The sequence below is a fragment of the Vibrio sp. 1CM2L genome (assembly GCF_023161695.1).
GTDB lineage: Bacteria > Pseudomonadota > Gammaproteobacteria > Enterobacterales > Vibrionaceae > Vibrio > Vibrio coralliirubri.
Window position 1 is genome coordinate 944,099 of the sequence record NZ_JALNTT010000003.1, and the last position, 14,412, is coordinate 958,510.

Annotated in this window: 12 protein-coding genes; 1 reads left to right on the forward strand and 11 read right to left on the reverse strand. The window is 45.2% G+C overall.

Annotated features, from left to right (window positions below; translation table 11 throughout):
- Window positions 1-3 precede the first annotated feature (3 nt).
- Together MSG34_RS14430 and MSG34_RS14435 are read right to left on the reverse strand one after the other, a co-directional pair.
- Complete coding sequence (locus tag MSG34_RS14430) at window positions 4-891, reverse strand: mechanosensitive ion channel domain-containing protein (RefSeq protein ID WP_248338090.1); 888 nt, start codon at window positions 889-891, stop codon at window positions 4-6.
- 1 nt (window position 892) lies between these two features.
- The gene (locus tag MSG34_RS14435) at window positions 893-3,238 is read right to left on the reverse strand and encodes an AAA family ATPase (RefSeq protein ID WP_248338092.1); all 2,346 of its coding nucleotides are present in this window, start codon (window positions 3,236-3,238) and stop codon (window positions 893-895) included.
- A gap of 451 nt (window positions 3,239-3,689) precedes the next feature.
- Here MSG34_RS14435 and MSG34_RS14440 point away from each other — a divergent pair, with 451 nt between their 5' ends.
- Entirely contained in the window at window positions 3,690-5,273 is a 1,584-nt protein-coding gene (locus MSG34_RS14440) for an ABC-F family ATPase (protein ID WP_009846736.1), read from the forward strand.
- Window positions 5,274-5,420: 147 nt separating this feature from the next.
- Here MSG34_RS14440 and MSG34_RS14445 read toward each other — a convergent pair whose 3' ends face one another.
- From MSG34_RS14445 to MSG34_RS14485, 9 genes are all read right to left on the reverse strand, one after another.
- Entirely contained in the window at window positions 5,421-7,310 is a 1,890-nt protein-coding gene (locus MSG34_RS14445) for a methyl-accepting chemotaxis protein (protein ID WP_050645119.1), read from the reverse strand.
- 361 nt (window positions 7,311-7,671) lie between these two features.
- Entirely contained in the window at window positions 7,672-7,785 is a 114-nt protein-coding gene (cydX, locus tag MSG34_RS14450; protein ID WP_004733754.1) for a cytochrome bd-I oxidase subunit CydX, read from the reverse strand.
- Between the two features lie 26 nt (window positions 7,786-7,811).
- The gene (gene cydB / locus MSG34_RS14455; RefSeq protein ID WP_050621326.1) at window positions 7,812-8,948 is read right to left on the reverse strand and encodes a cytochrome d ubiquinol oxidase subunit II; all 1,137 of its coding nucleotides are present in this window, start codon (window positions 8,946-8,948) and stop codon (window positions 7,812-7,814) included.
- A gap of 9 nt (window positions 8,949-8,957) precedes the next feature.
- On the reverse strand, window positions 8,958-10,574 hold the full coding sequence (locus tag MSG34_RS14460) for a cytochrome ubiquinol oxidase subunit I (protein WP_048611006.1): 1,617 nt from the start codon (window positions 10,572-10,574) through the stop codon (window positions 8,958-8,960).
- A 108-nt stretch (window positions 10,575-10,682) separates the two neighbouring features.
- Complete coding sequence (locus MSG34_RS14465; RefSeq protein WP_248338094.1) at window positions 10,683-11,291, reverse strand: DoxX family protein; 609 nt, start codon at window positions 11,289-11,291, stop codon at window positions 10,683-10,685.
- Window positions 11,288-12,073 carry a putative DNA-binding domain-containing protein gene (locus MSG34_RS14470; protein ID WP_046225232.1) on the reverse strand — a complete coding sequence of 262 codons (786 nt, stop codon included), beginning with the start codon at window positions 12,071-12,073 and terminating at the stop codon, window positions 11,288-11,290. Before MSG34_RS14470 ends, MSG34_RS14465 begins: the two co-directional genes overlap by 4 nt.
- Window positions 12,066-12,950, reverse strand: a complete 885-nt coding sequence (locus tag MSG34_RS14475) for a DUF692 domain-containing protein (RefSeq protein WP_248338198.1) — start codon at window positions 12,948-12,950, stop codon at window positions 12,066-12,068. Before MSG34_RS14475 ends, MSG34_RS14470 begins: the two co-directional genes overlap by 8 nt.
- A gap of 83 nt (window positions 12,951-13,033) precedes the next feature.
- Complete coding sequence (locus tag MSG34_RS14480) at window positions 13,034-13,348, reverse strand: hypothetical protein (RefSeq protein WP_004733741.1); 315 nt, start codon at window positions 13,346-13,348, stop codon at window positions 13,034-13,036.
- 1 nt (window position 13,349) lies between these two features.
- Window positions 13,350-14,291, reverse strand: a complete 942-nt coding sequence (locus tag MSG34_RS14485) for an MBL fold metallo-hydrolase (RefSeq protein ID WP_046225231.1) — start codon at window positions 14,289-14,291, stop codon at window positions 13,350-13,352.
- Between the last annotated feature and the right edge of the window lie 121 nt (window positions 14,292-14,412).

The window sequence follows — 14,412 nt, forward strand, 5'->3', positions numbered from 1 at the left end:
AGCTTAATGCGCTGTCACTGAAATCTTCGGTGGGTTAATGTTGTGCTTCTTAAACTCTTTCATCACACGCAAGGTAATGTCGGTTTCAAATAGCTTTTCATACGCGGTATCCACAACGTAAGCCTTACAAGTTAGCTGTATCGCTAGGTAGTTATCGGTAATCGTCTGTTTAACCAAAACCGTTACAGGTTTCGGCAAGTGGATATAACGACTTGAAGACGCCGCTTCTTGAATCAGGTCGCGGGCTAGGGTGATGTCTTCATCCATACCAACGTAAAACGGAATCACCACCTGCATGTCCAATGCGCCATAGTTACCACTGGTAGTCACTTCATTTAAGAACTTGTTGTTCGGAATGGTAATAATGTCATCGTTCAGGGTTCTCATTCGCACTGAACGTAAACCGATGGTAATGATATCGCCGTAGTTGCCTTCGAACGTGACACGGTCACCAACTTGAAAGGGTCTATCAATCATTACTGTGATGCCCGCGATGAATGATGCCGCCAAATCTTTAAGCGCAAAGCCGACTGACACTGCGAGGGTACCACCAATCAAAGCCAGTATTTGGTCGTTGATTCGAAAGCTCATCATGAACACGATAAGACCTGTGCTCACATAGATAAAGAATTGAGTAAACGACTGCAGTTTCTGTAACAGCATTCGATATTGCACGAATTGGCTACCAAAACTGGTCACCATTGAGTTGATAAATTTAAGCAGCAACCACATTGCAGCGATAACGATCATGGAGAAGAACACGCCGCTCCATCGCACTAGGCTCGCTATCTTTGAGATGTTTTCTACATTGGCTAACTCTTCCGTCGCAAAGGTCGGGAAACTGACAGCACTTGCCAAGCCAACAAATAGTAGGATAAATAACTTCTTCATTTTACTTCACCAGTAGATGTTGACGGTCGAGAACGTTAGTAATGTGGCGGAACCAGTGCTCGGAAATTCGAGCCTTTTCTTCATGCCAACCAATATAACCACGGCTTTCAAAGTAACGCAGAATGCCGGTTATCTCTGCCGTGCTTAGCTGCGTACAATCAGACAATACTTCCGGAGAAGCGATTTCTAACTGCACGATAGAGCGAAGTACAGCCAACATAGGTTTTGGCATGTTTTCTAGCTCCTGAGCTTCAGGAACATGGAACAAGCGCACCACGGCTTGATCGGTATCTTTGTTCCGATTCAAAGAGAGTCGGAAGAAGCGCAGAGCAACGGTAGGGTTACCATCAGAGTAATGCCACAAGATTCGGTAGAAGCCTTGGCGTGCGCGATCTTCCTCACTCATGTCATCTTGGTCCCACTGTTTAGGCACCACCAAACCATCAAACGACAGCGGCTTCTCAAGCTCTGTATTGATACGGCTATTTAGAAGCTCACCAACTTGTTTCTCTGTCCAACGTGGTAGAAAACACACCAAATCAAACAGCAGACGTTCACCACGCGCACGATCGACAAATCGCCAGCTCGACTTAGCAATCGAAATCACGATACGGTGGTTCTTTTTAGAACGGCGCAATAGGTTGGTTAAACGAATCAAATCAGACAAGCCGCCAACCATTGGCTTAACTAGACGTTGTGCATTATCGATCGCAATCAAGTACGTGGTCTTGCTTTTACGAAGGTGCGCCAAGATCTGAATCTCAGTCGCTTTTTCTTCCAAGCCTATGCTCACCGCTAGATGCGCTAACAGCTCTTGATAACCCGCGTAAGGGCAACTTACGTAGACAGGTTCAGCGTTAGATACTTTGTGCAGCAGGGTATAAAGCAGCGTTGTTGCGCCCACACCACGTTCACCTGAAACAATACAGATAGCAGGGCTGTCCGACATCAAGTAGCGAGACAGTTGCTTAACCTCATCACCGGCGTAATCAATCAGCGTGCTGTCGATATTACCTGGTAGGATGTACTCATAGGTTTGATCGCCTTTGATTCGAACCAAGTTTTGTTGGTTTTTATCAAGGTCAGACTGCTTAGCCACTTCGATTCGAAATAGATAAGCCAAAGCTTGGCTAAACAGCGTGTAATTAGATAGCAAGGCCATGATGCGGTGTTGGAAGTTGTACACGCTCAACCATACGATGCCGATTGCCGTTGCTAATATATTAAGTAGGAAAGTTTCCTTACGGTTTACCGCCCAATTCACCCACACAGGACGATCGGAGATGTGTTGCAACGTATCGAAGACTTTCGCGCGCCATAATCTAAGCACTGAAATGGTAACCAGTACAAACCAGAAAAATAGGGCGCTGTAGATCCAGCTATAGATAGTACCTTTGCCTAGCGTGATGCTCGAGATTTGCAGAGTCACACCCGCAACAATGAAGCTCCATACATATCGGCGAATAGTCGATAGGCGCAGCGCAATCACTTCTTGATTGGATGTGCGACCCAAACGATACGCAAATTCCAAAATAAAGCTGATGGCAATCGAACCACCTAGAATCCACCAGGTGAAGATCTCAAGGAAAATCAGGTGTTGTAGGCTAGGAATGCTGGAAAGCACTCTTAATGAAAGCGTAATCGCGATTAACCAAGCAATCGCACGATCAGCGCGGCTGATGTACCAGATCACACGTACTAAAAATGGAGGGTTCGTTTTCGCTTCAAGAAAATTAATTCTGAACAACTCAATCAAACGAGTGCTGTTGGCAAGCCACCACGCTAAACCAAAGTAGATGAACAACACTTTTAACGATGCACCAATCACAGGCACTGGCGAAATAAAGATGTCTTTAACGAGCGCTTTAAAGCTACGAATCTGGAAGTAGACAAGATACTCAATGTTGAGCTTGGTTAATTCCCACTCTTGTTTAAATTGAGTTACGCCGTAAGGGCCAAAACCGGTTAGACGCTCTTTATTAGCGGAGTTCGTCTGCTCTAACAGGTGTTGCTTGCTTACATTCAAGCTATTCAAAGTGACGTAGCTGGTTTGAACGGCAAACCATTGTTCGGCGTCGTTGTTCGCTCTGTAGGCTTTTAACTGTTGCTCGAAGGTTTTGATTTCCTGCTTTTGAACTTGTAACACTTCAGCGAGCAATATATTGACTTGGCGTCTGTCCGACGGCTCCATAAAGAGGGGATCGGGTAACGAATCAATTCGGTCATCGAGATCAACAGCAGAATCGGATACCTGCGGCTGAGATTGTAAGTCATATTCCAAGTTGGCATGACTAGGCCAAGAGAGAATGGCCAAAGTGAGGATTAAGAAGCGCGATAGTGAACGCATAAAAGTCTCTTAGAATTATGAGGTTAGGATTACTATAGTTAGATAATCTGACTTTGTGAAATCCAACCCCGTGTCGGGGGCGAGTACTTTATTCCCGTTTCGGCTGATTTTGTCATAAAATTGTCAGGGATTAGGCTAGTCTTGCCTATGTATGTTGTTGCTTTGATCGGGTTAGTTTTACTGTGACCAATCAGCATACGATATATTCAATGGTTAGCATGATTTGGGACGTTATATACCGCCCATTATGGGGCGCTGTTCGATATTTTGTTTTTCCTTAAAATCGGCGACTTTTCGGCGATAAATAGAAAATCAAAAATGTGAGTCAGCTCAAACTATGATTTGGCTAGGTTATCACTCACTTAATGGCCAGTAATTGCAATCAATACTTGCAGTTAAAGCCCTGAACAAGTAACGTTGCGGCGTTTTTCACATTAAAAAGGTAATGGCATTGATCTCCACAGCAAATATCACCCAACAATTCGGCGCTAAGCCACTTTTCGAAAATATTTCAGTTAAGTTCGGCGAAGGCAACCGCTACGGTTTAATCGGCGCGAATGGCTGTGGTAAATCGACGTTCATGAAGATTCTATCTGGTGAACTTGAGCCAAGTGCTGGTAACGTAAGCTACGATCCAAACGAGCGCGTTGCTAAGCTAAACCAAGACCAATTTGCTTACGAAGAATTCACGGTAATCGACACGGTTATCATGGGTCACAAAGAGCTTTGGGCTATTAAGCAAGAGCGTGACCGCATTTACTCTTTGCCAGAAATGAGCGAAGAAGACGGCATGAAAGTGGCTGACCTTGAAGTTCAGTTCGCTGAAATGGACGGCTACATGGCAGAAGCTAAAGCGGGTGAGCTTCTTCTAGCGGTAGGTATTGAAGAATCAATGCACTTCGGTCTGATGAGCGAAGTAGCACCGGGTTGGAAACTTCGTGTTCTATTGTCTCAAGTACTGTTTGCAGACCCGCATATCATGCTTCTTGACGAACCAACGAACAACCTGGACATGGATACCATCAAGTGGTTGGAAGATACGCTAAACCAACGTAACTGCACAATGATCATCATTTCGCACGACCGTCACTTCCTAAACTCTGTTTGTACACACATGGCTGACCTTGATTACGGCGAACTTCGTCTATTCCCAGGTAACTACGATGAGTACATGACTGCTGCGACTCAAGCTCGTGAGCGTCTACTGTCTGACAACGCTAAGAAGAAAGCACAAATTGCTGAACTTCAAACGTTCGTATCTCGTTTCTCAGCTAACGCATCTAAAGCGAAGCAAGCAACGTCTCGTGCTAAGCAGATCGATAAGATCCAACTAGACGAAGTTAAAGCGTCTAGCCGTCAAAACCCATTCATCCGTTTTGAACAGTCTAAAGAGCTATTCCGTAACGCACTTGTGGTTGAAAACCTATCTCAAGGTTTTGAAGAGGACCTATACAACAAGTTCGACGGTATCTTCGAAGTAGGTGAGCGTGTTGCTATCATCGGTGAGAACGGTGTGGGTAAAACAACACTACTTAACACACTAGCTGGCGCTCTTGAGCCTCGCACAGGTGAATACAAGTGGTCTGAAAACTCAAACATCGGTTACTACGCTCAAGATCACGCACACGATTTCGAGACAGACATGAACCTGTTTGATTGGATGAGCCAATGGCGCCAAGAAGGCGAAGACGAGCAAGTTGTTCGTGGCTTCCTAGGTCGTATGCTATTTGGTCAAGACGACATTAAGAAATCTGTAAAGGTTATCTCTGGTGGTGAGCAAGGTCGTATGCTTCTTGGTAAGATCATGATGCATAAACCAAACATCCTGCTAATGGATGAGCCAACAAACCACATGGATATGGAATCTATCGAAGCGCTTAACTTGGCTCTTGAGAACTACAAAGGCACATTGTTCTTCGTATCTCACGACCGTGTATTCGTAGACTCGCTTGCAACTCGTATCCTTGAAATCAAAGATGGCAAGATCAACGATTTCCGCGGTACTTACGCTGAGTTCTTGAAAGCACGCGGCTAATACCGTGTAGCAAGAGCTAATACGTAATAACACGTTAGTACGTATGCAAAATTAAAAAGGCCTCTATCTTAGCAATCAGATAGAGGCCTTTTGTTTTTCCATACCACATAAATCAACTAGCTTGCGTTAATCACTAATCACTAATCACTAATATTTAAACTGCGCGACAATCTTCTCTAGCTTCACACTCACGCTCGAGACTTGTTCACTGCAACGCACTGATCCAGAAACCACGGTATAGGTATCACTGGCAAGGTGTGCGATATCCGTAATGTTTCGGTCAATCTCAACCGAAACCATCGATTGCTCTTCGGACGCTGTTGAGATCTGACTGTTTAAGTCGAACATCTCGCCAACTTGGAAGTGTATTCCTTCTATCGCATTCACTACGTCTTTGGTTTGGCTTTTTACCAGCTCAGTTTGTTCTAAGCTCGCTGTCATCTTAGCGACAGTCTTGTCTATCCCAGTGGTTAAACCATGAATCGTGGATTCGATTTGATGAGTTGAATCGTTGGTCATGAGGGAAAGCTCTCGCACTTCCGAGGCAACCACAGCGAAACCTCGTCCATGATCGCCAGCACGCGCTGCTTCAATCGCAGCATTAAGTGCCAATAGGTTAGTTTGCTCAGCAATACCTTGAATAGTCGTGACCACCTGATTGATTTCTCGGCTCTGTTCTTCAAGCTGAACGATGAGATCCTGAGACTCTGCGATGTTTTCTACCAAGACATTAATGCTGTCGTTGGTTGATTGTGTTTTTTGTAGCGCTTGATGGGCATTTTCTTTGATCTTCTCGGCATTGGTTGCGGCATTTTCGATGTTCGCCGTCACCTCATTACTGGTCATCACTAACTCGTTAACTGCCGTCGCTACCGATTCAGATTGCTGCTTTTGTTTCTCTGCATTGCTCATGCTTTTAACTGCCGCTTCTTCAGAGCTGCATGAACTGTCTGTCAGCACCGTCATCACGCCGGATAGCTCTTTGATGTTACCGTGCAGTTTATCGATGAAGGTATCGAACGAGTGGGCAAGTTGAGAGAGCTCGTCGTTACCTTTGGCGTTCATTCTGACGGTTAAGTCTCCATCTCCATTTGCAATAGACTCCATCATCACGTTTATCGCTTTGATACGACCCAGGATGTTGCGACCGATGAACACCAATAACAGAGAAAGCAGAGCGACGATAGCTGCACCAAACAGATGTAACATGTTTTGTGTGTTTCTAACTGCCGCTGTAATCGCTTGGCTTATCTCATTCTGCACTTCTTCAATAGCTTGTTCCGTTTGATGAACATTGCTACGTAAGGCGCCTCTAAGCCCCAACTCGGCAGACAAACCTAGATTGCTGTTAGCAACCAACAGAGTTTCAACCGCAGCCTTATATTCGGAATAGGCTTGTTCAGTCGCAATCGAAGTTTGGGAGTAGGGTTCAAACTCAACAAGCGCATTAGTTAACGCTGCATTCGTTTGGCTATTAATATGTGCGAGGTAATGGAAGTCTTTTTCGATCAGCTCTAACAACGCAAGTTCCAGTGCCAAACTTGATTCTGATTCGATTGCTGATTTCAGCGCTGTTCTTTTTCCATCGAGAGTTGCGACAAAGCCCAAAGGTGGGGTTGTGCGTTCGATGTCGTTCACTTGATTGACGATCTGGTGGAACTGTTTCTGGTACTGATGAAGGGTATCGGAGATCTTGGTCATTTGATCGGTCAGGTGAAGCTCGTGCGAGGTTAGAGTTTGGTTCAACGTCACCAATCTTTGATTCAATGTGGCGGCGGTTTTATCGAAACGCTCTGCGTATTTTTGATCGTGGCGAGACAAGAAGTCTTTCTCATGTCGCCTAAGCGTTAATAAATCGACTGAGCTTCTGAGATTTTCGGTTGCAGCGATCTCCAATGATTCCAATTTGTCTAAGCTGAACTGCTCGTAGATGGCATAGATAAAAACAGAAATAAACAGGGTGAGGTTGATTAAAATAAACTTACTGCGAATAGAAAGAGACAGCAAACGATGCTGAGGTTCTGATGGATTGTTCATGGTTAACTCCCTTTAGCCGATGACGTTTCATGTCCATCTATGCTTAATAGTTATTAGATACATTTAAATGATGGATATGTAACTAATAGCCTATAGGGTTGTTAAAGCAAGGTCGGTTGGTGGGGAAAGCAACTTAATCGATGGTATGCACCAACTTGACAATTAACTTAGTAATTTGAAGAGTCTAGTTTGCTGGATAAGATGAGGTTGAGCACATGAGACTAGATGCGAAAAGAAAAAGTCCTCATTAACACTCATGTCGGCAATCTTGAAATCGCATGCATCGCATTAAATGAGGACTTTCAGTTATTTTAAGTAGTTAGCTTACTATCGAGTTAACAGTTGTTAGTAACTTTACCGATCAATTTTGTTCGTTTTGTTCATCGAGAAAGTCGGTGTGCTCTAACCACAGCGCATTAATGATTCCAAACGCGCAGGCGAGTAATACGCCCAGTACCCAACATAAATACCACATAGGTTATCCTCCTATTTCATCTTTAATTAATACAGTGACGAGCTGTTATCGTGAATGTATTGGCTGTCTAGTCGACCGAACATTTTGTAGTAACACCAGATTGTGTAACCCAAAATAATTGGCACCACGATAACTGCGACAACCGAGATAATGCTCAGTGTTAACTCACTCGATGTTCCGTCCCACAGCGTTAAGCTGTGCGATGGCATCAAGCTAGATGGCATGATCATTGGGAATAGGGCAACGCCCGCTGTCGTTATGATGCTTGCTATCGATAAGCTCGACGAAGCGAAGGCCAAACCAGCGCGGTTAAGTCGAGTCATCACTACACAGCTCAGCATTCCGATGATGCCTAGCGCAGGAATTCCCCAAAGTACCGGATAGTTTTCGTAGTTATGTAGCAGTAAGTCATCAAACTTCATAACATGTTTTAGCAACGGGTTTGAAACACCATCAGTCACAACTGGGCTAGTAATCAGGTAACCCGGAAGTGTATACGCGTATATCCCACCAACAATAAACAGTCCGACAGTGACAAGCGCCATACATACGATCACTTTCTGCGCACGTTGTTTTAAATCACCCGTCGTTTTCATCTGTAGGAATGCCGCGCCTTGCGTGACAACCATCGCCAAGCTCACCAAGCCACATAGCAGTGGGAAGGGCGTGAGTAGATCCCAGAAACCCCCTTGGTATGACATCATTAGCAATTCGTTAAATTCAAACGGAACGCCAATCATCAAGTTACCGAAACCAACACCAAAGATAACCGGAGGAATGAAACCACTGACGATAAGTGCAATATCACACGCTTTCTTCCATTGTGGGTTGTCGATTTTAGCGCGGTAATCCATACCGAGCGGTCTTAACCACAAGGTCGCCAACACGATAATCATGGCTAAATAGAACCCGGAGAACGCAGCCGCGTAGATTGCAGGCCATATCGCAAAGATAGCGCCACCCGCGGTAACCAACCATACTTGGTTGCCATCCCAGTGAGGGGCAATCGAGTTAATCATGATTCGTCGATCAACTTCTGACTTGCCTAGAACAGGGAGCAACGCCGCAACGCCCATGTCGAAGCCATCGGTAATGATAAAACCGATCAACAACACGCCAATAACTGCCCATGTAAACAGGCGAAGATTTTCGTAATCAAACATCTGAATTCCTTAATGAAGGTCGATAGTTTTATCTAGCTGACGCGGTGCGCTTTGCTCACCTGTAAGGGCTAGATCTTGGTTTGATTGCTCATGGTGATAGCGACCAGTCTTCAGTGCGCTCGGACCCATTTTTGCAAACTTAACCATCAGGAACATTTCTACAATCAGGAATGCGGTGTAGAACAAGTAAACCAATCCGATAGAGATCCATAAACTTGAAGCGGGTAGATTAGAAGCCGCCATGTTTACTGGCAGAATTTCACCAATAGCCCAAGGCTGACGACCGTATTCCGCAACAAACCAACCGGCTTCACAAGCAATCCAAGGAAGTGGAATCGCGCATATTGTTGCTTTCAGTAACCAACGATTGGTACCAATCTTACGACGACAAATTTGTACGAATGAAAGACCAATGATGGCAAACATCAAGACGCCACACACCACCATGATGCGGAAGCTCCAGAACAGAGGGGCAACCGTTGGGATTGTGTCTTTGGCTGCTTGTTTGATCTGTTGCTCTGTTGCATCCACCACGTTATCGCTGTATTTCTTAACCAGTAATCCATAACCTAAGTCATGTTTAACCGATTCAAAATCATCGATATTTTGTTGTGATTTATCACCAGAGCGCAGTTTTTCTAATAGACCGTAAGCTAAGATGCCGCTGCGAACACGTTCTTCATTCTTTGCCAATAGATCATGAATGCCGACAACTGGTGTATCCAGAGATCGCGTTGCGATAATACCCATCACGTAAGGGATCTTAATCGCGTAGTCCGTTTCCATGGTTTCTTGATTCGGGAAGCCGAACAGTGTGAATGAGGCAGGGGCTTCTTCTGTGTGCCATTCAGCTTCGATAGCCGCTAGCTTCACCTGTTGAACATCACCCAATTCATAACCAGATTCATCGCCTAGCATCACTGTCGACACAATCGCAGCCATACCAAAAGCACTTGCTACTGCAAATGAACGACGAGCGAAAGGTAAATCACGCCCTTTAAGCATATAGTAAGCACTGATACCCATGATAAATAGCGCGCCGGTTGTGTAACCTGCCGCAACGGTATGCACGAACTTCACTTGAGTCACTGGGTTGAAGATAACTTCGACGAAGTCTGTCATCTCCATACGCATGGTTTCGAAGTTAAACTCTGCGCCCACTGGGTTTTGCATCCAGCCATTGGCCATCAGAATCCACAGACCAGAGAAGTTCGAACCCAACGCCGTCAACCACGTTACCGATAAGTGCTGACGCTTGGAGAGCTTGTCCCAACCGAAGAAGAACATACCGACTAAGGTTGATTCCAAGAAAAACGCAATTAAGGCTTCAATGGCCAGCGGAGCGCCAAAGATATCGCCTACGTAATGCGAGTAATAAGCCCAGTTAGTACCGAACTGGAATTCCATGGTTAAGCCGGTAGCAACACCGACAGCAAAGTTAATACCAAACAACTTACCCCAGAACTTGGTCATGTCCTTGTAGATGGTTTTGTTGGTCATGACATACAGCGATTCCATCACTGCGAGTAAGAAGGAGAGGCCTATAGTTAGGGGGACGAATATAAAGTGATAAAGAGCGGTACTTGCGAATTGAAACCGCGACAGATCAACGACATCTGTAAGCATAAAAACTCCTTCCCGCCACGAGTGTGACGGGTAAGATAATGGAAAATAAGATGATAATTAGAGAGAACTAATTAAGGGTTTTACATGTAGCTGTGTGAAAAGAATCTATTACCAACGAAGTGCTTTGTTTTGTTTTTTAGAGAACTGTTTACGTAGCCAGTAATCTGCACTCACGTAACGGCCACCACCGTAAACAAGCAGTACTAACAACATCACGAAGTAGGTGCCTGCGAACTCCATACCGTTGTTCAGCATTACCGGGTCGCCAAGTTCTGTGATGTAGTTGTAACGACCTGGGAAGTTAACCGCGAGCCATTCGATGAAGCCGTTAAGTCGAACGGTTGCTTCCATACCACCAGTCGCAATCGCATCCCAACCGTGTTTCCAGTGAACCATTGCACTCGCTACGCTCATCATGAAAATCATTGGAATCGAGATAAAGCGAGTAAACAGACCTAACGCGATACAGATACAACCTAATACTTCGGTCACTGCCGCTAGGAATGCCAGTAGCTCAGGGAAGGGAAGGTTAAGACCACCGTCGGCTGCTGAAGCACCAAACCATGCCACTGTTCCCGAGAAGCCCAGCACTTTAGAGCGTGCACCGACATAAATCACCGGAATCAAATAAAGACGTACTGAAAGCAGTACTAAGTAATCGTATTGTTTGCATTTTGCGACAATAGCGTCGTACCAGCTGAGGGCTGACTTAATCATAATTTTTCTCCTAAAGAGTGAACGCCAATCAGTTCAACTTCACTGAAATGTTCGACCCAATTAATAAACTCGAATCTCGCCAATTGTTGAGCAATTATTTGTTTTATATCGGCTAAAGAACGATTTGGTTGTTGTTGAATTATTTGAATAATCGCAACATCAATTTCTCTTAGTTTTATCGTGTTGACGCGTTGGTCACGGTCGCGATAAATCGCGTAATAAATGGGGTGTCGCCTTTGTGTTAGAAACGTCAGTGACTCACCATGAACAAGGAAAGGTACCTGTACGAGCTTCATCGTACTGTTGACTAACAAACCCAATTGAAGCTGTTGTTCATCAACACGAAGATCACCCGTCCATGACATCGGCAATACTTGCTTTGAAGCGTCAATTTCAACGCAAAAGGCACACCATTCGTACTCCAACACCGCAAGCTGGTCGGCTGTAAGGTCATGACTCGCACTCAAAGTAGACAAATCACTTAGATTAGACATACCCATTGGCTGAGTGCGACGCTGGATAAAGCTGACAAACTCAGTGGCAATATGATGAAACTCCGGCTCTGAGGCGTAATGCACGACAACAAACTCATCAACCAATATCAGTAGTTGGTCTTGGTCGACTTGCTGGCAAAACAGCGGGAATGTGTTGTTCAATACACCAAATACGTTATCTCTAATGAACTCGCTGTATCGACACACTGCGTTGTCTTCAAGTGGCGAACGTATCAGTGCGGTTAGTGCGTGTGTTTGAGTGATCATCATGCTAGGAGGGTTATGCATAAACCAACTCCTGATTCATTGGGCGATGAGCAACACCAGCATCTAGAACCTGACTGTGCATCGTTCGTAATTCCTCAGTCAACACGACCAAAGGCGGTACGTTGTTGTCTCTTTCGAGCAATAACGGTTTACTGCCATGAATAGAGAAGGTGTAACGCGCCAAGTCAATAACCGCTTGCTGTACCGGCATACCGTGGGTATCAATCAGCGATTTGTTGCTTCCACCTGAGCCATCACTTTCAACTAAATGCCCAGCAATGTGGTAATAGCGAATAGCATCGTTCGGTAAAGCCTTAAGCATTTCAGCCGCATCAAAGTGGTGGTTCTGACTGTTCACGTAGAGATTGTTGATGTCGACCAACAACTCACAGCCACTGCGCTTTGCTATTTCAGCGATAAACTCACCCTCAGGCATCTCGTCTCCGTAGTTGTGGTAATAAGAGATGTTCTCCATTACCAAAGGACGTTGAATGATGTCTTGGGCTTGCTTGATTCTGTCCGCTAAATAGCCGATGTTTTCTACGTGACGTGGCACGGGTAACAGTTCATACAGATACCCTTGGCTGTCTCGAGAGAAGCTCAAATGCTCGCTGTATACCTGGATATTCAGTTCATCGAGAAATTGACCAACCTGACGTACAAACTTCGTGTTAAGCGGCTGACAATCTCCAATGGATAAGCTTAAACCGTGTGCGATCAAAGGGTATTGCTTCGCTATATCCTGTAGTTGTTCGCGCTTAAGACCACCTAAGCTCATCCAGTTCTCGGGAGCCAGTTCCAGAAAATCAATATCAGGGTGCTTTGGGGAATGAGCGAGCAGTTCAATATGCTCACTGCGTAGCCCAATGCCTTTGTCTGTATTCTGAATGGTTCGCACTTTATGGTTTAACTCGCTGCTTTTGGGGGCTTGGTCATTTGATGCTAAAGCCTTAGTTTTTGAAGCTTTGGTTTTATGCGTTTCTACTGGCCACATACTCCACCTGTCACCTTGCTATTGGCCGTTAGGATGCGCTCTTTGCTTGGCGAGATACCTTCAGCCGTTAAGCCACATTTCCCGTCACGAGCACGTACTAAACGGTCTTGAGGGTTGCTGGTTAGTTCCGCTTTTTCGAAGCGTTTTTCTGTACCACATTTACCCGCAGCACATTTACCACCGTGTCCTGAAGATTGTTTAGCTTCAACAGGGGCTTCGGCAGGTGCATCAGCAAATGCCATTGCAGAGTTAAGACTAATCACAGACGTGATCGCGATTGATAGGGCGATTTTGTTGTTCATATTATTTCTCCTTTACAGCAGACATAGGGAAGCTCGCTAAATCACGACCAGACATGATTGGTCCGTCGTAGTATTCGCGTACAATTTTGATTGATTCAGATTTGCGCTTAAGGCCTAGACCCATCCAGTGGTTAAGTACCAACATTTTTGGATTGATCTCTTTCGCAATTTCACCAATGACAGAAGGCTTAGCGTGCATGAATGTAGAGACACCATCGGCTTGTTCATGAATCGCCATTGGCATCATCATGATGTCGGCGCCACGAGCGAAGTCTAAGAACGCAGGGTTGCTACCGTTTTGGTCAGCTGAAATCACCATCACGCCTTCTTCACTTTCAATTCGGTAAGCGAGACAAGGCACATCACCATGAGGAATACCCAGAGCAGTGATCTTCAAACCATCTTTTTCATAAACAACGGTTGGCACTGTGGATTGATAGTCAACATCGGTAAGATTGACTGGGAATAGACCATCGGTTCCATCGTATAAGCCAGCAAGGTAAGCGTATGCGCCATGGTCTGGGTCAAAGTTCGCTGCGAAGTAACCGTTGAGGCTAGGGAACGCTGAACCTGCGGCTGGACCTGAAATCTCCAACGCCTTTTCACGCTCAAAGAAGTAGCCGCCTTTAAGAAGAGCGGGCATGTCATTGACGTGATCGGTATGGAAGTGAGTGATACCCATGAAATCTAGGTCTTCAAGTTTTGCACCCGCTTGACCGAAACGTAGGTAAACACCGCCACCGGCATCAATCATGATTCGTGATTTGCCTTTCCACCATACGATTTCACCTGATGATGCACGTAGGTCATCCGAGATAGGACCACCTGACCCCAGTATTTGTAATGTAAAGTCGGTATCGACCGGCTTAAGTTCAATTGCGTGACAGTTAGCGCCCAAGGTCAATCCAAGAGCTATTGCTAAAGCTTTTAAAGGCTGTTTCATATTGTTATCCAATTCTTTTTTCTTATGTGTTTTCTTCGAAGTGAGCATTCAAAGAAGTGAAACTTTCGCCAAGCAGCACGGTAAGTGCGCGCTTCGTTCTGTTCACGAAGCATAAGATAAA